Source organism: Reyranella massiliensis 521, from assembly GCF_000312425.1.
Classification (GTDB): domain Bacteria; phylum Pseudomonadota; class Alphaproteobacteria; order Reyranellales; family Reyranellaceae; genus Reyranella; species Reyranella massiliensis.
Genome location: NZ_HE997181.1, coordinates 3,140,494 through 3,162,906 on the forward strand (window position 1 = coordinate 3,140,494; position 22,413 = coordinate 3,162,906).

General features: G+C 64.9%; 23 protein-coding genes. 7 read left to right on the forward strand and 16 right to left on the reverse strand.

Annotated features, from left to right (window positions below; all coding sequences use genetic code 11):
- Positions 1 to 6: 6 nt before the first annotated feature.
- Positions 7 to 951: a LysR family transcriptional regulator gene (locus BN60_RS15370; protein WP_020696982.1), complete on the reverse strand. Its 945-nt coding sequence runs from the start codon at positions 949 to 951 to the stop codon at positions 7 to 9.
- Positions 952 to 1,046: 95 nt separating this feature from the next.
- Here BN60_RS15370 and BN60_RS15375 point away from each other — a divergent pair, with 95 nt between their 5' ends.
- The gene (locus tag BN60_RS15375) at positions 1,047 to 2,024 is read left to right on the forward strand and encodes a Bug family tripartite tricarboxylate transporter substrate binding protein (protein ID WP_020696983.1); all 978 of its coding nucleotides are present in this window, start codon (positions 1,047 to 1,049) and stop codon (positions 2,022 to 2,024) included.
- A gap of 10 nt (positions 2,025 to 2,034) precedes the next feature.
- Here the strand turns inward: BN60_RS15375 and BN60_RS15380 are convergent, their stop codons facing one another.
- On the reverse strand, positions 2,035 to 3,792 hold the full coding sequence (locus tag BN60_RS15380; protein ID WP_083856126.1) for an amidohydrolase: 1,758 nt from the start codon (positions 3,790 to 3,792) through the stop codon (positions 2,035 to 2,037).
- Positions 3,793 to 3,914: 122 nt separating this feature from the next.
- Here BN60_RS15380 and BN60_RS15385 point away from each other — a divergent pair, with 122 nt between their 5' ends.
- Positions 3,915 to 5,057 carry a zinc-binding dehydrogenase gene (locus BN60_RS15385; RefSeq protein WP_020696985.1) on the forward strand — a complete coding sequence of 381 codons (1,143 nt, stop codon included), beginning with the start codon at positions 3,915 to 3,917 and terminating at the stop codon, positions 5,055 to 5,057.
- A 66-nt stretch (positions 5,058 to 5,123) separates the two neighbouring features.
- On the opposite strand, the gene BN60_RS15390 is transcribed toward BN60_RS15385, so the two are convergent.
- Entirely contained in the window at positions 5,124 to 6,824 is a 1,701-nt protein-coding gene (locus tag BN60_RS15390) for an ABC transporter substrate-binding protein (RefSeq protein ID WP_215905973.1), read from the reverse strand.
- Positions 6,825 to 6,932: 108 nt separating this feature from the next.
- Here BN60_RS15390 and BN60_RS15395 point away from each other — a divergent pair, with 108 nt between their 5' ends.
- Complete coding sequence (locus BN60_RS15395) at positions 6,933 to 7,958, forward strand: ABC transporter ATP-binding protein (protein ID WP_020696987.1); 1,026 nt, start codon at positions 6,933 to 6,935, stop codon at positions 7,956 to 7,958.
- Positions 7,955 to 8,956 (forward strand): ABC transporter ATP-binding protein, encoded by a 1,002-nt coding sequence (locus BN60_RS15400; protein WP_020696988.1) that lies wholly within the window; start codon positions 7,955 to 7,957, stop codon positions 8,954 to 8,956. Before BN60_RS15395 ends, BN60_RS15400 begins: the two co-directional genes overlap by 4 nt.
- On the opposite strand, the gene BN60_RS15405 is transcribed toward BN60_RS15400, so the two are convergent.
- The 6 genes from BN60_RS15405 to BN60_RS28985 all read right to left on the reverse strand — a co-directional run bounded on the left by BN60_RS15405 (position 8,953) and on the right by BN60_RS28985 (position 14,013).
- On the reverse strand, positions 8,953 to 9,849 hold the full coding sequence (locus BN60_RS15405; protein WP_020696989.1) for an ABC transporter permease: 897 nt from the start codon (positions 9,847 to 9,849) through the stop codon (positions 8,953 to 8,955). The two genes, BN60_RS15400 and BN60_RS15405, sit on opposite strands and share 4 nt — an antisense overlap.
- Entirely contained in the window at positions 9,846 to 10,802 is a 957-nt protein-coding gene (locus tag BN60_RS15410) for an ABC transporter permease (protein ID WP_020696990.1), read from the reverse strand. Before BN60_RS15410 ends, BN60_RS15405 begins: the two co-directional genes overlap by 4 nt.
- A gap of 85 nt (positions 10,803 to 10,887) precedes the next feature.
- Complete coding sequence (locus BN60_RS15415) at positions 10,888 to 11,091, reverse strand: hypothetical protein (RefSeq protein ID WP_020696991.1); 204 nt, start codon at positions 11,089 to 11,091, stop codon at positions 10,888 to 10,890.
- Between the two features lie 113 nt (positions 11,092 to 11,204).
- Positions 11,205 to 12,437 carry an LLM class flavin-dependent oxidoreductase gene (locus BN60_RS15420; protein ID WP_020696992.1) on the reverse strand — a complete coding sequence of 411 codons (1,233 nt, stop codon included), beginning with the start codon at positions 12,435 to 12,437 and terminating at the stop codon, positions 11,205 to 11,207.
- A gap of 9 nt (positions 12,438 to 12,446) precedes the next feature.
- On the reverse strand, positions 12,447 to 13,331 hold the full coding sequence (locus tag BN60_RS15425) for an alpha/beta fold hydrolase (protein ID WP_020696993.1): 885 nt from the start codon (positions 13,329 to 13,331) through the stop codon (positions 12,447 to 12,449).
- Between the two features lie 22 nt (positions 13,332 to 13,353).
- Positions 13,354 to 14,013: a squalene/phytoene synthase family protein gene (locus BN60_RS28985; RefSeq protein WP_020696994.1), complete on the reverse strand. Its 660-nt coding sequence runs from the start codon at positions 14,011 to 14,013 to the stop codon at positions 13,354 to 13,356.
- 109 nt (positions 14,014 to 14,122) lie between these two features.
- Between BN60_RS28985 and BN60_RS15435 the strand changes: the two genes are divergently transcribed.
- The gene (locus BN60_RS15435) at positions 14,123 to 14,719 is read left to right on the forward strand and encodes a urate hydroxylase PuuD (protein ID WP_043283971.1); all 597 of its coding nucleotides are present in this window, start codon (positions 14,123 to 14,125) and stop codon (positions 14,717 to 14,719) included.
- Positions 14,720 to 14,807: 88 nt separating this feature from the next.
- Here the strand turns inward: BN60_RS15435 and BN60_RS15440 are convergent, their stop codons facing one another.
- The 4 genes from BN60_RS15440 to yajC are packed head-to-tail and all read right to left on the reverse strand — an operon-like array spanning position 14,808 to position 18,520.
- Complete coding sequence (locus tag BN60_RS15440) at positions 14,808 to 15,212, reverse strand: Mth938-like domain-containing protein (protein ID WP_020696996.1); 405 nt, start codon at positions 15,210 to 15,212, stop codon at positions 14,808 to 14,810.
- Complete coding sequence (secF, locus tag BN60_RS28990; RefSeq protein WP_020696997.1) at positions 15,209 to 16,387, reverse strand: protein translocase subunit SecF; 1,179 nt, start codon at positions 16,385 to 16,387, stop codon at positions 15,209 to 15,211. Before secF ends, BN60_RS15440 begins: the two co-directional genes overlap by 4 nt.
- A gap of 10 nt (positions 16,388 to 16,397) precedes the next feature.
- The gene (gene secD, locus BN60_RS15455) at positions 16,398 to 18,068 is read right to left on the reverse strand and encodes a protein translocase subunit SecD (protein ID WP_020696998.1); all 1,671 of its coding nucleotides are present in this window, start codon (positions 18,066 to 18,068) and stop codon (positions 16,398 to 16,400) included.
- Between the two features lie 26 nt (positions 18,069 to 18,094).
- Positions 18,095 to 18,520, reverse strand: a complete 426-nt coding sequence (yajC, locus tag BN60_RS15460; protein WP_020696999.1) for a preprotein translocase subunit YajC — start codon at positions 18,518 to 18,520, stop codon at positions 18,095 to 18,097.
- 123 nt (positions 18,521 to 18,643) lie between these two features.
- Between yajC and BN60_RS15465 the strand changes: the two genes are divergently transcribed.
- Complete coding sequence (locus BN60_RS15465; RefSeq protein WP_020697000.1) at positions 18,644 to 19,507, forward strand: ATP-binding protein; 864 nt, start codon at positions 18,644 to 18,646, stop codon at positions 19,505 to 19,507.
- Between the two features lie 13 nt (positions 19,508 to 19,520).
- Positions 19,521 to 20,126, forward strand: a complete 606-nt coding sequence (locus BN60_RS15470; RefSeq protein WP_020697001.1) for a pyridoxamine 5'-phosphate oxidase family protein — start codon at positions 19,521 to 19,523, stop codon at positions 20,124 to 20,126.
- Here the strand turns inward: BN60_RS15470 and BN60_RS30415 are convergent.
- The 3 genes from BN60_RS30415 to BN60_RS15485 are packed head-to-tail and all read right to left on the reverse strand — an operon-like array spanning position 20,123 to position 22,381.
- Complete coding sequence (locus tag BN60_RS30415; RefSeq protein ID WP_020697002.1) at positions 20,123 to 20,608, reverse strand: PaaI family thioesterase; 486 nt, start codon at positions 20,606 to 20,608, stop codon at positions 20,123 to 20,125. The genes BN60_RS15470 and BN60_RS30415 overlap by 4 nt on opposite strands.
- Positions 20,605 to 21,885, reverse strand: coding sequence for an MFS transporter (locus tag BN60_RS15480; protein ID WP_020697003.1), 1,281 nt, complete (start codon positions 21,883 to 21,885; stop codon positions 20,605 to 20,607). The genes BN60_RS30415 and BN60_RS15480 overlap by 4 nt, the downstream gene beginning before the upstream one ends.
- 10 nt (positions 21,886 to 21,895) lie before the next feature.
- On the reverse strand, positions 21,896 to 22,381 hold the full coding sequence (locus BN60_RS15485; RefSeq protein ID WP_043285767.1) for a MarR family winged helix-turn-helix transcriptional regulator: 486 nt from the start codon (positions 22,379 to 22,381) through the stop codon (positions 21,896 to 21,898).
- Positions 22,382 to 22,413 lie beyond the last annotated feature (32 nt).

Consider the following 22,413-nt stretch of genomic DNA (forward strand, 5'->3'; position numbering starts at 1 on the left):
TCCGACCTATGGCGACGCCAGACGAGCTTTCCAGATGCCCGTTTCCACCAGCCGTGCCGTGACCTCCAGGATGATCTTCTCGACCGCGCGCACGGCGCGGGTCTGCGGAAGCTCGGCGTGGCCGCACAGGAAGACCGAGCGCTGCAAGGAAGGCGACGCGACGCGAGCGCCGGACAGACGCCCTGCAGTCAGGTCCTCGCGCACCGAATTGTAGGAAAGCACCGCGTGGCCCGCCGCCGCCGCGACCAGCTCCTTGATCTGCGGGATGGCATCCACCTCGACCGCGACGCTGAGCTCGGTGCGTGCCCGGCGGGCATAGTCGTTCAGCAATTCGCGCAGGCTGTGGGGCCGTCCGGGAATGACGAGTGGAAGGGAGCCAAGCCGAGCGAAACGCAGCGGCTTCGGCGCCAGCCCGCCATGGCCTCGCTCGAAGGCGCCTTGCGGGCCGATGACGACGAGATCCTCCTCGACGAGGCGACGCGCCTTCAGGCCGACCGTATCGGCTTCGCGAAAGACGAAACCCAGGTCGATCCGGCCGGTGCGCAGCAACTCGGCCATGTACCCTGTATTGCTCTCGCGCACGCTGAGGGAGACGCGCGGCAGCACGCGCAGCACCTCCTCCACCACGGGCCGCGTCAGCACCATCGCGACCGATTGAGGGAAGCTCACCGTGACATCGCCGATGATGACCGCGGCATCGCCGAGCAGATCCTCGCGCGCCAGCGCCGCCGATCGCAGAATGTGGCGCGCGTGGCCGAGCAGCTTCGCGCCCGACTCCGTCACAGCAACACCGCGCGGCATGCGGTGCAGCAGAGGAGACCCGAGTTCGCTCTCGAGATTGCGGATCTGCGCACTAAGCGCCGGCTGGGCGATACGCAGCCGTTCTGCGGCGCGGGATATCGAGCCTTCTTCGGCGATGGCAACGAAGTAACGGAGGATACGGAAGTCCATCGACCCATAGTACAGACATATGGCAGCGATCACTAATTGAGCTTTGTCCTATAGGTAAGTACAGCGCAGCTTGGGAGCGTTGAGGGAGGAACAAGATGCGCATCACGAGGCGCGGCCTGTTGGCTGCGGGATTGGCCACACCTGCCATTTGGTCCGCGGCGGCCCAGGACTGGCCTGCCGGTCGCACCCTGCGCGTGATCGTCGGCTATCCGGCCGGCGGCCCGACCGACCTCGTGGCGCGGCTCGTTGCGGAAGGACTGCGCGAGGCAATCGGCGCCTCGGTGATCGTCGAGAATCGTGGTGGTGCGCGCGGCAGCATCGGAGCAGCTGTCGCAGCGAGAGCCGAACCGGATGGCACGACCCTCTGGCTCGGGCCCGTCCAGACGCAGGTCCTCAACCCCCTGCTGATGCGCAACATCAGCTACGATCCGTTGAAGGACTTCGTGGGCGTCGGTACGGTGGCGGCGCTGCCGAACGTGCTGGTCGTGAATCCGAGCACCCTGAACGTCAGCTCCGTGCAGGAACTGATTGCGCGCGGCAAGCGTGAACCCAATGCCCTCACCTACGGCACCTACGGTCCGGGAAGCTCGCCCCACATGTTCGCCGTGGTGCTGCAGAAGGTCGGCGGCTTCGAGGCATTGCAGGTGCCCTACCAGGGCAGCGCGCCCGCTTCCAACGCCTTGCTGTCCGGAGAGATCAGTTTTCTTTTCGACAACATCACCACCGCAGCGGCGCAGGCTCAGGGCGGCAAGGTGCGCGCCTTGGCGGTCACCTCGCGGACGCGCTCACCCGCCTTGCCCGACGTCCCGACTATGGCGGAAGCAGGCCTGCCGGGCTTCGATCTGAATTTCTGGTTCGCCCTCTACGCTCCGGCCCGCGTGCCTCAGCCGATCCTGGCCCGGCTGCGCACCGCGCTGGATCGCGTGATGGCCTCGCCGGAATTCGTCCGCCAACTTGCAGCGCGCGGCGCCGAGCCCTTCGCCGTCCCTGCCGCCGATCTGCAGGGCTTCTTCGAAGCCGAGGCACGCAACTGGGCGGCCCTGGTCCGCGAGGCCGGACTGCAGCCCGAATAGCGTCGCCGCTTCAGCCGAACGCCTTCTTGCCCGCAACCCAGGTCTCGCTGACCTTGATGTCCGCGATCTTGTCCGGCTCGACTTTGTAGGGATCGCTTTCGAGGATCGTCAGGTCGGCCTCCTTGCCGCGCTCCAGCGAACCGAGCCGATCGCGCATGCCGATCTGGCCGGCGGCATGCACCGTTACCGCCTTGAGAGCATCAGTCAGCGACACTGCCTGATTCTTGCCGATCACCGAATTGTCCAAGGCGCACCGCCGTGTCACGGCAGTCTGCACGAGCTGCAGGACACCGATCTTGGTGACCGGCGAATCCGTGTGCAGGGTGAACGGAACGCCCGCCCTGACGCAATCGCCCGCGGCGTCCATGCGGTCCGCTCGCTCTGCTCCGAACAGTATGTCGCGATAGGCTGCTCCATAGAGATGGACGTGGTTCATGAGGAAGCTCGGCTGAACGCCCAGGGCGCCCATTCGGGCCACCTGGTCCATACGTGCCATGGTGCAGTGTTCGATCCGGTTGATCCCGGTCGCAGGATTGGCACCGTAAGCGGCCTCGATGGCGTCCAGGGCGGCGTCTATCGCGGCGTCGCCGTTGGCATGGATCGAAACCGGCCAGCCAGCTTCCTTCACCTCGGCAACCATCTTCTTCAATTGCGCCGGTTCGTAGTTCAGCTCGCCCTTCGCTCTACCCCCAAGATACGGAACCGTCTGAGCGGCCGTCTTGGTCTGGTTGGACCCGTCGCCAATGATCTTGATGGCGTAGAAGGACAACAATGAGTTCGGGACCTGCGTCGCCCGCGCGCCGCGGCCAAAGTCCTTATAAGGATCACCGGCGCTCATCGAGGCGAACATGAGGCTGATGCTCATTCGGCAGGGAGATTGCGCGGCGATGCGCTCGTAGCCCTGGAGTTGGTCGCCCGTCACCGTCACGCCTGCTTCGTGAACCGCCGTAATGCCCGCCGCCGAATTGCGCTTCAGCCAATCGGCCGTGGCCTTGCCGACGAACTGCGGCGTAAGCTTGGGAAGGCCGACGAGCATTCTCCGAAGGGCCGCCTCCTCGTCGACCAGACCGTTCAGCTTGCCGTTGGCATCGCGGCGGAACCGCCCGCCACCGGGCAGCTCCTGTATGTCGTCCGGGATCTTCGCCGCCTTGAGCGCGGCGCTGTTCACCGCGGCGGTATGCATGTTGTTGTAGTAGATCATGATCGGATGAGTGGCCGACAAGGCGTCGAGCTCCCCGATCGACAGTTCGCCGCCCTGGAGCAGGTTATCGAAGCCGAAGAAGTACAGCCAGTCGTTGGCCGGCGTCTTGGCGGCCTTGGCGCGCACCGCATCGAACACCGCCTGACGCGTCTTGTAGGTCGGATAGCCGACATCCTCGAACAACGCGGTGATGACCGCGCCGACACCCGTATGCTGATGAGGGTCGATCAACCCCGGCAGCAACGTGCGGCCGGCAAGGTCGACGACCCGGGTCGACGTCGTCCTGAGTTTCATCACCTCGGCGTCAGTCCCCACCGCCACGATCCTGCCGTCGTCGACAGCCACCGCCTCGGCATAGCGATCGGCGCCCGACATCGGGATGATCGTGCCCTTCCGGAAGATCAGATCGACTCCGCCTGCCTGGGCTCGGGTTGGCGGCGCAGCTCCGAGCGCCGCCATCCCCGCTCCCGCAGCCAACGCCGATCCAACCATGAAGCCGCGCCGGCTCTTGCCTGGATAGAAACTGGAGAGATTTGCAAACAGCTCGCCGACACAGCTACGGCACATCACGACCTCGAAGGACTTTCATTGATCACCATACGATAGGGCTTCCGAGGTCCCGATCCCAGCTCCGATCGGATGTGCTACAGAGCCAATCCATTCCAATGCCAACCGTGGGAGATATCAGTATGGGTGACACCAGCAAGATCTCGGGGCTGCAGCTTCGATCCCTCATCACCAAAGGCGGCGAGCTGCAATTGTCGCTGGCCAAGGTCGACCTGCCCGAGCCGGGCCCCGACCAGGTTCTGGTCAAGGTCGAGGCGACGCCGATCAACCCGTCGGACCTCGGCCTGCTCCTGGGTCCTGCGGATCTGACGACCGCCAAGTCGAGCGGCAGCGGCGATGGCGTTACGGTCACGGCCAAAGTGCCTGCAGCCATCCTGCCCTTCCTGGCGACGCGTCTCGACGAGTCGATGCCCGTCGGAAACGAAGGCGCGGGCACGGTGGTCAAAGCCGGTTCTTCCGACGCCGCCCAGGCGCTCAAGGGCAAAACCGTGTCGATGATAGGCGGCGCCATGTATGCGCAGTACCGCCTGCTGAAAGCGACGGATTGCCAGCCGCTGCCGGCCGGCACGACGGCAGCCGAGGGCGCCTCCTGGTTCGTCAATCCGCTGACGGCACTCGGCATGACCGAGACCATGAAGCGCGAGGGCCACAAGGCGCTGGTCCACACGGCCGCCGCTTCCAACCTCGGCCAGATGCTGAACAAGATCTGCAACGAGGACGGGATCGGCCTGGTGAACATCGTGCGCAGCCCGGCGCAGGCCAAGCTGCTGAAGGACATCGGCGCCAAGCACGTCGTCGATTCGAGTTCCGCGAGCTTCAAGGACGACCTCACGCAGGCGCTGGTCGAGACCGGCGCCACGATCGCCTTCGATGCCATCGGCGGCGGCAAACTTGCCAGCCAGATCCTCACCTGCATGGAGATCGCGATCAACAAGACCGCGACGACCTACAACCGCTACGGCTCGAGCGTCCACAAGCAGGTCTATGTCTACGGCAGCCTCGACACCGGCCCGGTCGAGCTGACGCGTAACTACGGCATGGCGTGGGGTGTCGGGGGCTGGCTGCTGACGCCGTTCCTGCAGAAGATTGGCCGGCCCGACCAGATCCGGCTGCGCGAGCGGGTAGTGAAGAGCCTGAAGACGACCTTCGCCAGCCACTACACGCAGACGATCTCGCTGCGGGAAGTCCTCGACCTCAAGAACATCGGCGCCTACGCCAAGCGCGCGACGGGCGAGAAGTTCCTGATCAATCCGAACAAGGGCTGATACCTGCCCCATAAATAGGAAGGGCCGGCGCCCGAAGCGCCGGCCCTTTCCGTTTGCAGATGCTGGCTACTTGTCGAGCCAGAAAGTATCGAAGCGCACCACGTCGTAGATGCCGAAATATTCCTGCGGACGGTGGCCCTTCACATAATTGTACCAGCCGTCGTTGATCTTCTCCCAGGAAACCGGCAGCAGCGGCGGATCCTGCTCCATAATGGCCTCTGCCTGACGGATCAGGTCGAGGCGCTTCTTGGCATCGACCTCGCGGTCGATCTGCGGCAGAAGCTCGTTGAACTTCGCATTGTCCCAGGACGAATAGTTCTGCGGCCCGGTCTTGCTGTACCAGGCATTGAAGTAGTCTGACGGGTCGAGCAGCGTCGAGACGATGGCGCCGATGGCGAGATCGAACTTGCCGGTTCGAATGTCGTCGAACCACACCGACTCGACGGCCGTGCGGATATTGCATTGGACGTTGAGCGTCTGCTGCAACATCGCCTGGATGGCCTGCGACCACAGTTTGAAACTCGCGACTTCGCGCACCAGGTAGTCGAGCCCGGTGATGCCTTTGGCGTGCCCGGCCGCAGCCATCAGCGCCTTGGCTTCCTTCACCGCAGCCGTCGGGTCGGCCTGATAGCCGATCCGCTTGCTGAGTTCGGGCAACGGCGTGGCGAACTCCGAGAAGGGATAGATGAAGCCGCCGACCATCATCGGTGCGATATCCTTCACCACGTCGACCAGCACGGGCTTATCGAGTACGAGATGGAAGGCCCGGCGCACCCGGGGATCGTCGAGCGGCTTCTTCTTGTTGTTCATCCAGGTCGCCTGGATGACGCTCTGGTAGAAGTCGGTGCCCGACATGCCCTGGGTCGCCTTGACCCGGCGCTGCGATACAGGATCGAGCAGGCGGGCATAGTCGATGCGGCCGGAGAGCAGGCTGGAGCCGAGCTCGGGCGAGAACGGCAGGGCGTGATAGAACTCGATGCCGTCGAGATAAGGCAGGCCCTTGTTCCAGTAGTTCTTGTTCTTCTCCATCACCCAGATCTCGGCCTCGACGCGGCGCTGGCTCTTGAACGGTCCGGTGCCGGGAATGTCGACGACGCGACGCAGGTTGTAGCCGTTATCTTCCAGCGTCTTCTTGCGCACGATCCCATTCCAGCCGCTGGCGATCGCCGACATGATGAAGTTGGCCGGCCGCGGCTCGGCGAGCTTGAACTGCACCGTGTACTTGTCGGGCGCGGTGATCTCTTCGACCGCGGCAAACAGCGTACTGCGCGGGATGGAAATACCCTGCGGCGGCTTGGCGATACGGTCGAAGGTCGCTTTCACGTCCTCCGACGTGAAGTCCGCGCCATCGTGGAACTGCACGTCCTTGCGCAGCATGAACGTGTAGGTCTTGTTGTCCTTGGAGATTTCCCAGCTATGGGCAAGGTCGGGGATGATCGTCTTGCCGCTGTCGCGCGGATCGCGCCGCACGAGATTGTCGAACATGCAGCCCTGGCTGCCCAGGCTGTTGATGGTGCCCGACTGATGGAAGTCGAAATGCGGCGGCCGCGAGGTGATGCCGTAGCGCAGCACGCCGCCCGCTTTGGCATTGGGCTCGGGTGCCTTGAGCTGGAATTTCGACCCGTCGAACTCGTTGGGCACGCCCTGCGCCCAAGCATGGAAAGGCAGCCCGAAAGCTCCTGCTCCACTCATGGCGCCCAAGGCGGCAGCGCCCTTGACGAATTGACGACGGTTTACGCGGGAACGCTTAGACACTTGGTCTGACATGCGCCGTTCCTCCCTTTTTGGTCTTTTGCAGACCGAGCACTCTATGCTCTGATGGTTTGCCCATCTTCTTGGTGGGCCAAAACTAACACCATAAGTTGAAGGGAGTCGATGGCGGCGCAAACGATCCTGCAGATCGAGGACCTCCAGACCCATTTCTTCACCGCGGTCGGCACCGTCCGCGCCGTCGATGGTGTGTCCTACTCCTTGAAGGCCGGCGAGACGCTGGGCGTCGTCGGCGAATCGGGCTGCGGCAAGAGCGTGACGGCTCTTTCCATTCTACGCCTCGTGGCAAACCCACCGGGACGCATCATCGGCGGTGCCGTGCGCTTCGAGGGCAGGAACCTGCTGGAGATCAGCGAACCCGAGATGGAACGCATCCGCGGCAACGAAATCTCGATGATCTTCCAAGAGCCGATGACCTCGCTGAACCCGCTCTACACGGTGGGCAAGCAGATTGCGGAGGCCGTCGCCCTCCATCAGGGGTTGAACAAGCGCGATGCCTGGGATCGCGCCGTCGAGATGCTGAAGCGCGTTTCCATTCCCGAGCCGGAGCGGCGTGCCCATGCCTATCCGCACCAGCTTTCGGGCGGCATGCGGCAGCGGGTCATGATCGCCATGGCGCTGTCCTGCAACCCCAAGGTGCTGATCGCCGACGAGCCGACCACGGCGCTCGACGTCACCATCCAGGCACAGATCCTCGACCTGATGCGCGAGCTGCAGGAGACGTTCGGCACCGCCATCATCCTGATCACCCACGACATGGGCGTGGTGGCGGAGAATGCCGACCGGGTCGTGGTCATGTACGCCGGCCGCAAGGTCGAGGAGACCGACGCTGCCCGGCTGTTCGACAATCCGGGCCACCCCTATACGCGCGGCCTGCTGGCCTCGATCCCCCATCTCGACACTGCTGCGCATAGCGACACGCGGCGCGCCCGACTTAACGAAATCAGGGGCATGGTGCCCTCGCTCTTCAACCTGCCACAGGGCTGCAGCTTCGCCCCGCGTTGCAGCCTGGCCAGCGACCGCTGCCGGGAGGCCCGGCCGCCGCTCGAGGAGCAGCGGCCCGGCCACTGGATCGCCTGCTGGCATGCCGACAAGGTGCTAGCCGGCATGCTCGTTGGGGCCGGCGCATGACGCCGCTGCTCGAAGTCGACGGCCTGAAGAAACACTTTCCCATCCGCAAAGGGTTCTTCAGCCGCGCCTCTGGAAGTGTCTACGCCGTCGACGGCGTCTCATTCTCGATCGGCCGCGGCGAGACGCTCGGGCTGGTCGGCGAATCGGGGTGCGGCAAATCCACGGTCGGACGCACCGTGCTCCGGCTTCTGGAACCGACCCAGGGCACCATCAAAGTCGCGGGCCAGGACATCACCCAGCTCGATAGCCAGGATCTGCTGCCCTACCGGCGGCGGCTGCAGATGATCTACCAGGACCCCTACGCGTCGCTCAATCCACGCATGACGGCCGGCGAGATCGTTGGGGAGCCGCTGCTCGTCCACGATCTCGGCGCACCGGAAGAACGCAAGGAACGTGTCGCGGCCCTGTTCGAGCGCGTCGGCCTGCGGCCGGAAGCCGTGAACGCCTATCCGCACGAATTCTCCGGCGGCCAGCGCCAGCGCATCGGTATCGCCCGGGCACTCTCGCTCAAGCCGGAGCTGATCGTGGGCGACGAGCCGGTCTCGGCCTTAGACGTGTCGATCCAGGCGCAGATCATCAACCTGCTGATGGACCTGCAGGACGAGTTCAAGCTCTCCTACCTCTTCGTGGCCCACGATCTCGCGGTGGTTGAACATATCAGCCACCGGGTCGCCGTGATGTATCTCGGCCGCATCGTCGAGATGACTGATAAGCGGAGCCTGTTCGAGATGCCGCTGCATCCCTACAGCGAGGCGCTGCTGTCGGCCGTGCCGATCCCCAAGTCGAGCGCCCGCGGCCGCAAGCGCGTGATCCTGACCGGCGACGTGCCGAGCCCGATCAATCCGCCGTCCGGCTGCCATTTCCACACGCGCTGCCCCTATGCCATGCCGCGCTGCAAGACCGAGGTGCCGGCCCTTCGCGAAGTCATTCCGGGCCACCTCGCATCATGCCATCTGCACGACGGCGGCGTGAGGTCTCCCCTAGCAGCGGCGTCCTAGACCGAACCGCGCAGGCGTGGGTCAAGCAGGTCTCGTATCCCGTCGCCCAGAAGGTTGAAGGCCAGCACCGTGACAGTGATGGCGAGGCCGGGAAACAGAACCAGCCACCAGGGCGGCACGAGTCCTGCGTTCAGCGAATCGGCCAGCATGTTGCCCCAGGTCGGCATCGGTGGCGGGATGCCGACGCCCAGGAAGCCCAGCGACGCCTCGATCACGATGGCAACGCCGAGATGGGTTGTCGCGAGGATCAGGTAAGGCGCCACGCACTGCGGCAGGATATGGCGGAACATCAGGCGCTTGTGCGAGGCGCCGATGCCGCGTGCGGCCTCGACATACTGCATCTCCTTGAGCGACAGCACGACCGAGCGGATGACGCGCCCGCCGAACGGAATGCGCGTAATGGCAATCGCGACGATGACGGTCGCGAGGCCGCCGCCCAGCGCCATGGCGATGGCCATGGCCAGGATCAGGTCGGGAAAGGATTGCAGGAACTCGATGACCCTCTGGCTCACCATGTCGAAACGACCGCCGAAATAGCCGCAGGCCAGCCCCCACAGCGCCCCGACCGTCGTGCCGAACAACACCGCGCCGAGCGCCACAGTGAGCGACGTCTGGCTGCCGTAGATGACGCGGCTCAGCGTGTCGCGGCCGATCTGGTCGGTACCGAACCAGTGCTTCTCGTCGGGCGGCTTCTGCATCGCACGAAAGTCGGACTTGAGCGGTGGATAGGGCGCAATCACGGGTGCCGCGACGGCCATGGCGACGATCAAGGCTGCCACCACGCCCCAGAAGGCCGAGAACGGCGCGCGGCGAAAGAACGACCCGAAGGTGCGCAGGGCCGCTCGCAGGCGCGATGGCTGGGCGGTAACTGGCGCGGCGACGGTCGCTGTCATTGGTAGCGGATCCTCGGGTCCAGGAGCGCGATGGTGACATCGACCAGGATGTTCAGCCCCACGAACACCACGGCATAGAGGAACACCAGGTTCTGCATGACGAAGACGTCGCGCTCGTTCACGGCCGTGAACATGGCGTAGCCCAGCCCCGGTGTGGCGAAGGCCCGCTCGACGGGGATCGATCCGGCCAGCACCAGCCCCAGCAGCACGCCCGACAGGGTAATGACGGGCAGGAGCGCGTTGGGCAACGCATGCAGCGCAATCACCAGCTTGCCGTTCAACCCCTTGGCACGTGCCGTCCGCACATAGTCCTCACGGATCACTTCGAGAAGGCTGGAGCGCGCCATGCGGGCGATATAGGCCGCCTGCCCCAGGCCCAGCACGACGGCCGGCCCGATGACGATCTGCAGGTTGCTCCACGGGTCCGCCAGCAGCGAGACGCCGGCCATCGGCGCGCGGTAGCCAAACCAGAAGAGCAGGCCCAGCACGATCAGCATGCCGACCCAAAAGCCCGGCACGGCAATGAAAAGGATGCTGGTGAAGCGCGCCACGCTGTCGGCGATGCTGTTGGGGCGCAGCGCGCTTATGATCGCGACCGGGATGCCGACGAGCCACGACAGGACCACGGAAATGATGGCGATTTCCGCTGTCAGGGGACCGCGCCGCAGGATCATCTCGGCGACGCTCTCGGAGCGGAAGAACGAACGGCCGAAGTCGCCGCGCAGGATGTCCCTTACCCAGTTGAGATACTGCACCCACAACGGGTCGCTCAACCCCAGCTCGTCCATGTAGTGGGCGCGCTGCTCGTCGGTGAGCTTGGTCATGCCCTCGGCGCCGAAGATCGCGACCAGCGGATCGCCCGGCAGGATACGCATGACCACGAAGACCATGATCGATACGCCGACAATCGTCAGCGCGCCGAAAACCAGCCGCCGCGCGACATAGCTGTACATGGCGTCGCCTCCCTGGGCGGCATTGTCCGATCCGCCTTCGAGGGCGGTATTTGTCGAGGATTAGGCCATATCCCGCACCGGCGCGCTACGCCATCGTCGGCATATCAGCGGCATCGTGCCCATAGAGCCAGGTCATCGCATCGAGCGAGCGGTCACCCGAGCTCGCCATGGCGGCATCGTGCTCCTGCTGCTTCGGACCGTCGGGCAGATGAAAGCGCACGCGGTTGGCCGCACTCGCCTCCTGCAGGCGCGTCGCACGTGGCTTGCGCAGCGCTTCGTAGCCGCTCAAAGCCGCCGGCAGGTCGTCGTCGTCCGGCCGTGCCGACAGGATCGACGTCAGCGCGCGGGCAGGGTCATGCCAACCGGCCCGCCCCCGCGATCAGGACGGGGACGTGGCGCATCTCACGCCCGTTTCGCCGTCGCTTCCTTCTCGGCCATCTTCTGCTTAAGCTGCTCCGGCGTCAGCCGGACAATGTGCTCGTTCTGATGGCTGTAGATGTCGTACTTCTGGACATCGAGATCCTCGAGCACGATCTCGCGGTTCATCACCTTCTGCTTCCACTGCAGATGCTCGGCCTCGGCGGCGTGGAACTCGGGCATCACTTCCCTGGCGAACAGCTCCAGCGAGGAACAGATGTCCTCATGGCTGGTCTTGCCGGCTTGGTTCAGCAGGATCACCTGATCGACCCGGCTCGCCTGGAACTGGCGCAGCTTCCTGCGGATCGTCTCGGGTGAACCGATCAGGCCCGACTCCAGTGCCTTCTTCTCCTCCGGGCCGCCGCGCCAGGCCTGGTATTCCTTCCAGAGGTCGGACGTGCCCGGCGCATCGACGCCTTTGCGGCCGTAGTAGCTCAACGCGAAGATGAAGAAAGTCCAGCCGGCCGCCTTGGCCTCGGCTTCCTCGTCGGTGGCCGCGCACATGAAGCCCGAGACCATCGCAACGTTGGGATTGCTGGGATAGTCCGCGAGCTTCCGCGAGTTGTTCAGCAGGTTGTTGTAGTACTTGTGCACCCAGGCGCGCGCTGCTTCCGGCGTCACGAAGGTGAAGCCGAGCGCGCCCATGCCCCACTCGCCCGCCTTGCCGATGGTCTGGATGTTCGAGCAGGCGACCCATAGCGGCGGATGCGGCTTCTGGAACGGCTTGGGAATGACGTTGCGCGCCGGGAAGTCGTAATACTGGCCGTGAAACTCCCAGCTTTCCTTGGTGAACATCGGGACGATGGCCTTTACGGCCTCCTCCCATCGCTCGCGCTTGTCGCGCACGCGGATGTTGAAGGGATGCAGCTCGGCCGGCCCCGCGGCCTCGCCCATGCCGAGTTCGACCCGGCCGCCCGACAGCAGGTCAAGCGTCGCCACCTTCTCGGCCACGCGGTGCGGCTGGTTGGTGGTGAGCTGGATCACGCCATGGCCCAGCCGGATGCGCTTGGTGCGCTGGCTGGCGGCCCCCAGGAACACTTCCGGCGCAGAGGAGTGGGAATATTCCTCGAGGAAGTGATGCTCGACCTCCCAGGCGTAGTCGTAGCCCAGCCGATCCGCGAGCTCGATCTGCGTCAGCGAGTCCTGCAGGAGCTGGTACTCGCTCTTCTCGCCCCATGGCCGCGGAAGCTGGTGCTCATAGAAAATGCCGAACTTCATGGCTGCCCCTTACGCTGCTTTGCAAAAGGCCGAGATGCTCTCGACCAGCTTCGGCACCATCTCCTTCGGCAGGTCGTGACCCCAGCCGGGATGGACCTCGATCTTGGCGCCCGGCACGAGGCTCGCGACGTCGCGGCCGCAATCGACCGGCAGCAGCGGGTCGTCGGCGCCATGCAGGACCAGCGTCGGGACCTTCACGGTCTTGAGAAGATCGGTGCGCGGACCGGAGGCCATCACCGCGAGATACTGGCGCGCGGCACCTTCGGGATAGTAGCGGCGGTCGACGTTGCGCTCGACCAGCGCGCGCAGCTCGGTTGGATCGACAGGATACGCCGGACTTCCGATCACGGTGCGCAGCATCATGCCATGGGCGACGAGCTGCTCGCGCGCCGGGCCTTCCGGCACCGCCGAAAGCATCGCCACGGCCTCGGGCTTGCCCATCGGCAGGCCGGGCCGGCCGCTGGTCGACATGATCGAGACCAGGGAAAGCGTGCGTTGTGGGTACTTGGCCGCAAGGATCTGCGCGATCATGCCGCCCATCGAGGCGCCGACCATATGGGCACGGTCGATCCCCAGTGCGTCGAGCAGGCCGATCGCGTCGGCGGCCATGTCGTCGAGCAGATAGGGCGTGTCGACCTTTTCGCCTTTCATCAGCTTGGCGAACGACCCCATCAGGTCGGGCATGCCCCACTTTCCGAAATCGGTAGAAAGACCGACGTCGCGATTGTCGTAGCGCACGACGAAGAAGCCCTTGGCCGCCAGACCTTCGCAGAACGACTCCGGCCAGAGCGTGAGCTGTGCGCCCAGCCCCATGATCAGAAGCAGCGCGGGATCGCTTTTCTTGCCGAAGGTCTCGTACTCGATCTCGATGCCGTTGGCCCTAGTCTTCGTCACGCTTCCTCCGTCTTTCCTCGCGTCAGTATGTGCCGCGCTTGGCGGCCCACCAATAGGCCAGCGGCAGACGCAGCGGCCCCATCGGCCTGCCCAGCGAAAGGGCGGGCAGCAGGATCGGCAGCGCCGCGGGGTCGATCCTGTGGCGCAGCGCACGCGCATCCCCCAGCAACGAGTCGCGCTCCGGTCCCTCACCCATCAGCCACGCCGCCGCGACGGCGTGTGCCGCCTGCTGCGAGTGGGGATCGGCTGCGCCCAGGACCTGGAGTTCGAGATCGGCGAGCGCGTGGCCTGCGCGCATCACGTCGAGCGGACCGTCGATCTCTTCCTCCCGCGCGTCGATCAAAGCCCTGAGCTTCTCGACAGTGATTCCATGCCGCCTGACGATTTCGCTCAGCGATTCAACAATGGGTTGGGCGCGCGGTGTTCCTGAGCCGGCAGCCTCGGCGACGGCCTCCCGCCACCACTCCAATCGAATGCGCGCCAGCATCGGTTCACGAGTCACGGTGCGCGTGCGGGCGAGTTCATGGTCGAACGCCAGCAGCGCCAGGAGGCCGGTTCGCGCAGGCTCGGGCGCAAAAAGCGCGGCCAGGAAACGATCGCGGTCGGCTCCCCGCACGAGGTCGAGCACGTAGCGGTGTGAGGCGTCGGGCGCGCGGTAGGGGCCAATATATGCAGGAGACATGCGTGGATAAGCTCAGACCTGCGACCGTTGAACGCAGGCCGCTATGAGTTTACAATATGACGATCGAGGATTCATCAATCCCATCAACAAGATAAAGGGGATGTTTAACATGGGCGCCATATTTACTTCGCTGGGCCGTACGGTTTCAGCAGGGGTCGTGTTGCTCATCTTGATCGTGATCATTGCAGGCGCCGCGACAGGTCAGATGACCCGTATCGACCACGCATGGGGCACGTTTGTCATGCGCTGGCTGCACGTGCTGAGCGGCGTGATGTGGATCGGTCTGCTCTGGTACCTGAACTTCGTGCAGGTGCCGACCATGCCCAAGATCCAGCCCGTCGAAAGCCGGACCGCGATCACCAAGTTCATCGCCCCCACCGTTCTCTGGTGGTTCCGTTACGCCGCCCTCGCCACCGTCATTACCGGCCTGCTGTTGGCCTGGATGAACGGCTACATCGTCCAGGCGCTGACGCTGCGTCCCGGCTTCATCATGATCGGCGTCGGCATGTGGATGGCGCTGATCATGGCCTTCAACGTCTGGTTCATTATCTGGCCGAACCAGCAGAAGATCCTGGGCCTCGTCGATGCAACGGCGGAGGAGAAAGCCGCCGCCGCGCCGAAGGCGCTCTACGCCAGCCGCTTCAACACCATGTTCTCGATCGGCATGCTCTACTGCATGGTGGCGCAGCAGAACGCGCCGATCTGATCGAACGACACCAGCTTGCGGAAACGGCGTCCAAGGGGACGCCGTTTTCATTTGCGCGTCAGGCAGGGATCGACCGACGGGCCGCCCGCTACAGCGGAATGAGCGCCGCCGCTACTCTGCGGCCCTCGGCCAGCAAGACATTGTAGATGCGGCAGGCCGAGCCGGTATCCACCACTTCGAGCGCCATGCCGGCGGCCTTCAAGGCGGCACGCATGTCCGGCGCGACAAAGACGGCCCGCGCACCGCAGCCCAACACCAGCAGTTCGGTCGGTGTCGCCAGAGCCTGCAGCGGCGACAGCGATTCCAGAGACAGGTCGCCCGCAGCGGTCACGCCCCACGAAACGGTCGCCGCCGGCGTCACCAGCACCGGCTCGCGCCATTCGCGCTCGCTGATCAGGAAACGGCCGGGACCGTAGGTGCGAATGTACTGGACCTGCGACGGATCGGGCGTCGGCAGGGTCTTGTCGGCCGGCCCCGGAACCGGCGGCTTCACGCCTTGGCCTTCTCCGCCTTCTCGTCCTCGTGCCGGAACTGCTCCGGCCGCAGGTTCATGTAGACGAGACCGGCGCAGGCGATCCAGATCGACGAGTAGGTGCCGACCACGATGCCCCACAGCATGGCGACCGAGAAGCTGTAGAGCACCGGCCCGGCAAACAGCACCAGCGACAGCACCGCCACGAACACCGTGACCGACGTCATCAGCGTACGGGCCAGGGCCTCGTTGATGCTGAAGTTCAGAAGCTCGATCAGGCCCATCTTCTTGTAGCGCCGCATGTTCTCGCGGACGCGGTCGAAGATGACGACCTTGTCGTTGATCGAGTAGCCGGCGATGGTCAGCACGGCGGCGAGGGCCGTCAGGCTGAAGTCGAGCTGGAACAGAACGAAGATGCCGAGCGTCGAGATCAGGTCGTGCAGCATGGCGATCAACGCACCGACGCCGAACTGCCATTCGTAGCGTATCCAGACATAGATGACGATCGCGGCCATGGTGGCCAATGCCGCCAGAATGCCGCCGTGCATCAGCTCGTCGCCGATCTTGGGACCGACCGACTCTGTGCCGCGCAGGTCGTACTTGGCCTCGATTGCGTCTTCGACCAGCTTGATGGCCACCTGCTGGCACCATTCGGCGCGCTGCTCGTGGGTCATCTCGACCTTGGCGGTTGGGGTGTTTCCGCGCGGCAGCTGGCGATCGAGGATTGTGAGGCCGACACGGCTCACGGCATCGCGCCAGTTGGCGCCATCGAGCGGCCGCGGGGCGGTGAATTCCACGTCGCCGGTCTCGGGGGCGCCCGGCTTGACCTGCCAGCCCTCGCCCGCCCGGCTCTGCATGATGCGCTGGGCACCGGCCACGCATTGCGGGCCGCCATCCTGACGCTGGATGCGGATGAGGGCTGTCGTCGGATCGCCGAATTCCTGCAGCGAGACTTCGCCGACGCCCAGCCCGCCCACGACGGAGCGCAGATTGTCGAGATGCGCCGGGCCTTCCTTGGCACGCACCTGGATGGCGATGCCGCCCTTGAAGTCGATGCCGAAGTTCAGCCCGATGAAGAACACAGCCAGCAGCGAGATGATGTTGACCGCCGTCGATGCAATGAGCGCGAAACGGCGCTTGCCCAGGAAGTCAAACTTTGTGCCGGCGGGAACGAGATGAAGAGGCTTCCACAGCATGGTCAGGGCCTCAGATCACGATTTCGGTCGGCCGCCGCCAGCGCACCCAGGTGGACAGCAGCATGCGCGTGAAGACGGTTGCGGTGAAGAGATGGGTCAGAAGACCGAGCGTCAATGCCGTCGCGAAGCCGCGGATCGGGCCCGAGCCGAAGCCGAACAGCAGCACGCCGGCAATCAGCGCGGTCAGGTTGGCGTCGATAATGGCCGACATGGCGCGCTCGTAGCCGGTGGCGATGGAACTGAAGGCCGATCGACCCAGCGCTTTTTCCTCTCGGACGCGCTCGTAGATCAGCACGTTGGAATCGACCGACATACCAACGGTCAGCACCAGGCCCGCGATGCCGGGCAGCGTCAGCGAGGCGCCCAGGATCGACATGCCGGCAATCACCAGCAGCAGGTTGACCAGCATGGCGAGGTTGGCGAAGCCGCCGAACAGCGGTCCGTAGGCGATGAACATGAAGAGCGCGACCATGGCCGTGCCGACCAGCGCCGCCGTCGTGCCGGAGCGGATCGCGTCGGCGCCGAGGTCGGCGCCCACCGTGCTCTCCTGGATGATGCTCAGGGTGGCCGGCAGGGCGCCGGAGCGCAGCAGCAGAGCCTGTTCCTGGGTCTGCTGTGTGGTGAAGCTGCCGGTGATGATGCCGCTGCCGCCGCAGATCGCGCTCTGCACGACCGGGGCGCTGATGATCTCGCCATCGAGCTGGATCGCCAGCCGCTTGCCGATATTGGCGCGGGTCGCATTGCAGAAGGCGCGGCCGCCGGCGCTGTTGAAGGTGAAGCTGATGATCGGCCGGCCACCCTGCTGCTGCTCGAAGGTCGACTTGGCATCGTCCAGATCCTCGCCGCCGACAACGACGCGCTTGAGCACGGGCAGGCACTGCGGCTGGAAGCGCCGGCAGATCTGGTCCGGCGTCATGCGCGGATTGGCGTTCTGGATGTCTTCCCAGGCCTTGGGATTGGTGCGCCGCAGCTCCTGCATGCCCTCGCGCGTAGGCACCAGGGACGTCGTGGCCGGTAGGTTCGTCGGGATGTTCTGGCCGGTCGCGGCCACATCCTCGTTCACCAGATGGAAGGTAAGCTTGGCCGTCTGGTTGATCTTGCGCTTGAGGTCGGTCGTGTCCTTGATGCCGGGGACCTGCAGCAGGATGCGCTCGTCGCCCTGGCGGACAATGGTCGGTTCGATGGTGCCGGTCTCGTCGACGCGGCGACGCAGGATCTCGATCGACTGATCGATGACTTCCTTCTTCTTCTTGGCGACTTCCTGGTCCGAATAGGCGAGCCGGATCAGGTCGCCGCTGCCCGAAATGGCAATCGTCGGATCGACCGCGCGGATCGCTTCCAGCGCCTTCGAGCGCTGGGCTTCGTCGCGCAGGGTGATCACGACGTTGCGGCCGCCTTCGACGTTGACGTCCTTGTAGGCGACCTGCTGCTTGCGCAGCTCCGAACGCACCGAGTCGGAAAGGTTGGTCAGCCGCTCGGTCATCAGGCTGCGCAGGTCGGCTTCCAGCAGGAAATGGGCGCCGCCGCGCAGGTCGAGACCCAGATTCATGCGGCTCTGGGCGTACCAGCCCGGCAGATGGTCGAGCACGCTCGACGGCAGCAGGTTGGGCAACGCAAACAACACCGCCAGTAGCGTGACGGTGATGATGCCGATGGTCTGCCAACGCGGAAGATTGAGCATGTCGACCTACTGCCCGTCTTTTGCGGCTATTTCTTGCCGCCGAACAAGCTGCCCAGCAGGCTCTTGCGTTCGGGGGCCGGCGGCGCCGGCGGCAGGAGGGGCTTGTCGTCCTCCTCGCTCTCCTTCGGACCGCGCACCGATTCGCCGCGGGCCACGATATCCGTGATGGTCTGCTTGATGATGCGAACCCGCACGCCCTCGGCAAGTTCCACCTGGACCTCGTTGTCGGAGATCACCTTGGTGACCAGGCCGATGATGCCGCCGCCGGTAACGACGCGGTCACCGCGCTTGACGCCCGCCAGCATCTCGCGCTGTGCGCGCACCTTCGCCTGCTGCGGCCGAATCAGCAGGAAGTAGAAGACAACGAAGATGAGGATGAGCGGGAAAAGCTGGACGAGGAAGTCTCCGCCGCCGCCGCCCGCACCTTGTGCCCATGCCTGGGAAATGAACATCGCTTCCGCCCCCTCAAGTCTTTCCGGCCGTCGAAAAAAGCGCGCGGACTATAGCGGTCTCGCCCCGCTTTGCAACGCAAGCGCGGGGGGATATGGTCGCCCCCTTTCAAGCGGCCGGCAACGATGGATCAAGACCTTAAAGCCCTCATTTCACGCATTGCGGAAGCACTCGATCGCCTGGCGCCTCCGGCGCCCCCCAGCGCAGACATCAACGAAGCCGAAGCCTATGTCTGGCACGCGGCCGGCCACCGCCTCGAAGCCGTGCCCAAGGTCAACCGCGTCAGCATCGACCTGCTGGTCGGCATCGACCGCCAGAAGGAAATCCTGCTGGAGAACACCCGCCGCTTCGCCAAGGCGCTGCCGGCCAACAATGCCCTGCTCTGGGGCTCGCGCGGCGCCGGCAAGAGCTCGATCGTGAAGGCCGTCCACGCCCATGTGAACCGCGAGATGGGCGGCCCGCCGGGTCCCTTGGCGCTGGTCGAGATCCACCGCGAGGACATCCCCTCCCTGCCCGCGCTGCTCTCGATGATCCGCAGCTCGAAGCGCCGTTTCGTCGTGTTCTGCGACGACCTCTCTTTCGATGGCCAGGATGCGGCCTACAAGTCGCTGAAGGCGGTGCTCGAAGGCGGTATCGAAGGCCGGCCGGACAATGTCGTCTTCTACGCGACCTCCAACCGCCGTCACCTGATGCCGCGCGACATGATCGAGAACGAGCGCTCGACGGCGATCAATCCGTCGGAGGCCGTCGAAGAGAAGGTGTCCCTGTCGGATCGCTTCGGGCTCTGGCTCGGCTTCCACAATGCCGACCAGGATACGTTCTTCGCGATGATCGAAGGCTATGCCGAATTCTACAAGCTCGGCGTCCCGGCCGAGACTCTGCGCAAGCAGGCGGTCGAATGGTCGGTGACGCGCGGCTCCCGCTCCGGACGCGTCGCCTTCCAGTTCGTTCAGGAAGTCGCGGGACAACTCGGCAAGAAACTGGAGTAGCCCAGGAGTAGCCATGGAAGATCCCGACGACGTCCTGTTCTCGCCTGCGGTCAAGGCGGAGCAGACGCGTCTGGGATCGCGGGCCCAGTTCGAGGGGCGGACCTGGAACACGGAGATCACCGACGATCTCCGTCAGTTCCTCGGTGTCATCGACACCTTCTTCTTTGCGACAGCGAGCGCCGATGGCCGACCTTATATACAGCACCGCGGCGGGCCACCGGGCTTCCTGAAGCCGATCGGCAGCCACACGCTGGCCTTCGCCGACTTTGCCGGCAATCGCCAGTACATCTCGCTGGGCCACCTGCGCGAGAACGACCGCGCGCATATCTTCATCCTGCACTTCGCGACCCAGCAGCGGGTGAAGCTGTGGGGCCGTGCCCGCATCGTCGAGGGCGATCTCGAACTGATGGAGCGGCTGGTCGATCCGCGATACAGGGCGCGGCCCGAACGGGCCATCGCCTTCACCATCGAAGCCTGGGACATCAACTGCCGCCAACACATCACGCCGCGCTACAGCGAGGCGGAGATCGCCCCGGCGGTCAACCAGCTCACCCAGCGGATCAAAGAGCTGGAGGAGGAAGTAGCGCGCCTCAAGGGGGAGACGCCTTCGGACTCCTAGGCCTTCGCCTTGGGCCGTACGATCTTGATGGTCGAGGTCGAATGGACGATGAGCCGGCCCTTCTCGTCCTTCAGATCGCCGTCGAGGAAGCCCACCGAGCCGCCCCAGCGCATGACGCGGCCCTCGGCGTAGACGATCCCCGGCCCCATCGCTTCGAAGAAGCTGATCTTGAGTTCGAGTGTCGGGACCGCAATGCCGAGCTTGCCCTTCACGATCGCTGCGTTGGCCATTGCCGTATCGACCATGCCGGTCAGGAATCCGCCCTGGCAGATGCGGCCCTGCGAATGACAGAAGGCCGGCACGATCTCGAAACGAAAACGCGCATAGCCGCGCGCCGAATCGATATCGAGCAGTTCGCCGTTCAAGGTCTTGAGCACTTCCGGCGGATTGGCGCGCAGGGCGGCAAGGATCTCCGAATCGTGCACAAGGTCCTTGGAGAAATGCTGGAAATCCGGATGGGCGGACGCAGGTGTAGCAGTCATGAACGTCGATACCTTGCAAAGAGGGCGTAAGCGGAAGCGCCGGCCAGGACCAACACGGCGAGATAGGTAAACAGGGCGCGGTAGGCTTCTTCCGGCAAGGCGCCGGTCGTCGCGCCTGCCGGCATGAACGACTCCATGATGAAGCCGCTGACCGGCTGGGTGATGCCGACGCCGACGAACACCCAGACATTGATGGAGGTAAGCGAACGGCCGCGCAGGCGGTCGTCGAACAGCGAGCGGCCATGCTCGATGATCGCCGGGAAGAAATTGGAGAAGAGCCCAAATACCAACAGCACGGCGATCAACGCCGTGGTCGGGATGTTCGACCATAGCGCGAGGGTCGTCATGCAGGAGAAGCTGATCCCGGCAAAGACCAGCACCACGGGTCGCGGCGTTCCCAGGCGCGAGGAAAGCCAGCCCGCCAGGAAGATGCCGACAGTGCCGAGCGCGGCCATGGCGAACAGCAGACGGCCGGTGACGGACGTCCCGAGCCCATGAATGTCGACCATGTAGAGGCCGAGCCAGAGGCCCCGGATCGCAAAATTGGTCGAGTAGCCGATCAGCGCGGCGCCGATCAGGCCGGGCATCGCGGGATGGCGGAAGATTTCCCCAAGACCGCGAATCACCGACAGGAGAGACTCGGGTTCGCGCTTCGTCCAGTCGGATCCCGGTGGCGCGTCGCGCACGACGAACAGCATCAGCACCGCCGATACCAGAATGCCGAAAATGGCGACGGAGAAACCCCAGCGCCAGCCGATCCAGCCCATGATCCACACGAAGGGCTCCGTGGCGCTGAGATTGCCGATATAGCCCAGCGACATCATCGTGGCGGAGAGCGTCGCAAAACGCGTCGGCGGCCACCACCGCGCGATCAGCACGATCGCCCCCATGAACACGGCCGACGTACCGAGGCCCAGCACGAACATGCCGGCCGCCAGTTCCTCGAAGCTCTTGCCGAAGGCAAAGAGCATTCCGCCGGCGACACCCAGAAACAGGGTGAGCGCCACCGTGAGACGCGGCCCGTAGCGGTCGAACAGCACGCCCGACGGAATCTGCATCAGCGCAATGCCCCAGAAGAACGCGCCCGTCACCGTGCCGAGCTGTTCGGCGCTGAGACCGATCTCGGTACGCAACGTCGGCCCCAGCACGCCGGTCACCGACCGGGTGAACTGGCAGAGGATGAAACAGGCGGCGGCAATGGCGAACAACCAGACACGGCCGCGCCGAACGGCGGGCGAATCGTAGTCGACGGAGGGAACGGTGGCTGAGGTACTCACGGGGCGGCGACTATAACGACGCTCTCACCTTCTCCAGCAACTCGATGAGCAGGCGCGTTTCGGCGGTCGAAAGAGCCGATGCGACGCGCGCCTCGTGCAGACGCACCAGCTTTGCGAAACGCGCCAGGGCTTTGACACCGAAAGGTGTGAGCGCCAGCGCATGCGTGCGACCGTCGGTCGGCGAACGACGACGCACCAGAAGGCCCCGCCCCTGCAGGCGATCGAGGATGGGCACCAGGGTCGAGCGGTCGATGCCGAGCGCACGGGCCAGCGCCATCTGGCTGAGGCCGGCATTGCGATCGACCAGCACCAGCAATCCGAACTCCCCCGGCGTCAGTGCCTCGCCGGCGGCTGCGAAGGTCGCCGCGAAATCGGCAAAGACGGCGGACTGGGTGCGGCGCAGCGCATAGCCCATCAGGGACGGCAACAAGCCGCGATCGAGGTCCCGAGCAGCGGGCTTGCCGTCAGCCCTCGTTCCGAGGTCTTCTGCAGGCATGGCGAGTGGACGGCCCATGCACGGAGTGGTAG

Bases quoted from the DNA above. Each gene is read 5' to 3' on its own strand.
- BN60_RS30415 (WP_020697002.1), bottom strand. From the start codon at position 20,608: ATGACTGCTACACCTGCGTCCGCCCATCCGGATTTCCAGCATTTCTCC.
- BN60_RS15380 (WP_083856126.1), bottom strand. From the start codon at position 3,792: ATGTGCCGTAGCTGTGTCGGCGAGCTGTTTGCAAATCTCTCCAGTTTC.
- BN60_RS15405 (WP_020696989.1), bottom strand. From the start codon at position 9,849: ATGACAGCGACCGTCGCCGCGCCAGTTACCGCCCAGCCATCGCGCCTG.
- BN60_RS15465 (WP_020697000.1), top strand. From the start codon at position 18,644: ATGGATCAAGACCTTAAAGCCCTCATTTCACGCATTGCGGAAGCACTC.
- BN60_RS15385 (WP_020696985.1), top strand. From the start codon at position 3,915: ATGGGTGACACCAGCAAGATCTCGGGGCTGCAGCTTCGATCCCTCATC.
- yajC (WP_020696999.1), bottom strand. From the start codon at position 18,520: ATGTTCATTTCCCAGGCATGGGCACAAGGTGCGGGCGGCGGCGGCGGA.
- BN60_RS15370 (WP_020696982.1), bottom strand. From the start codon at position 951: ATGGACTTCCGTATCCTCCGTTACTTCGTTGCCATCGCCGAAGAAGGC.
- BN60_RS15395 (WP_020696987.1), top strand. From the start codon at position 6,933: ATGGCGGCGCAAACGATCCTGCAGATCGAGGACCTCCAGACCCATTTC.
- BN60_RS15470 (WP_020697001.1), top strand. From the start codon at position 19,521: ATGGAAGATCCCGACGACGTCCTGTTCTCGCCTGCGGTCAAGGCGGAG.
- BN60_RS15390 (WP_215905973.1), bottom strand. From the start codon at position 6,824: ATGTCAGACCAAGTGTCTAAGCGTTCCCGCGTAAACCGTCGTCAATTC.
- BN60_RS15410 (WP_020696990.1), bottom strand. From the start codon at position 10,802: ATGTACAGCTATGTCGCGCGGCGGCTGGTTTTCGGCGCGCTGACGATT.
- BN60_RS15375 (WP_020696983.1), top strand. From the start codon at position 1,047: ATGCGCATCACGAGGCGCGGCCTGTTGGCTGCGGGATTGGCCACACCT.
- secF (WP_020696997.1), bottom strand. From the start codon at position 16,387: ATGCTGTGGAAGCCTCTTCATCTCGTTCCCGCCGGCACAAAGTTTGAC.
- secD (WP_020696998.1), bottom strand. From the start codon at position 18,068: ATGCTCAATCTTCCGCGTTGGCAGACCATCGGCATCATCACCGTCACG.
- BN60_RS15485 (WP_043285767.1), bottom strand. From the start codon at position 22,381: ATGCCTGCAGAAGACCTCGGAACGAGGGCTGACGGCAAGCCCGCTGCT.
- BN60_RS15400 (WP_020696988.1), top strand. From the start codon at position 7,955: ATGACGCCGCTGCTCGAAGTCGACGGCCTGAAGAAACACTTTCCCATC.
- BN60_RS15420 (WP_020696992.1), bottom strand. From the start codon at position 12,437: ATGAAGTTCGGCATTTTCTATGAGCACCAGCTTCCGCGGCCATGGGGC.
- BN60_RS15435 (WP_043283971.1), top strand. From the start codon at position 14,123: ATGGGCGCCATATTTACTTCGCTGGGCCGTACGGTTTCAGCAGGGGTC.
- BN60_RS28985 (WP_020696994.1), bottom strand. From the start codon at position 14,013: ATGTCTCCTGCATATATTGGCCCCTACCGCGCGCCCGACGCCTCACAC.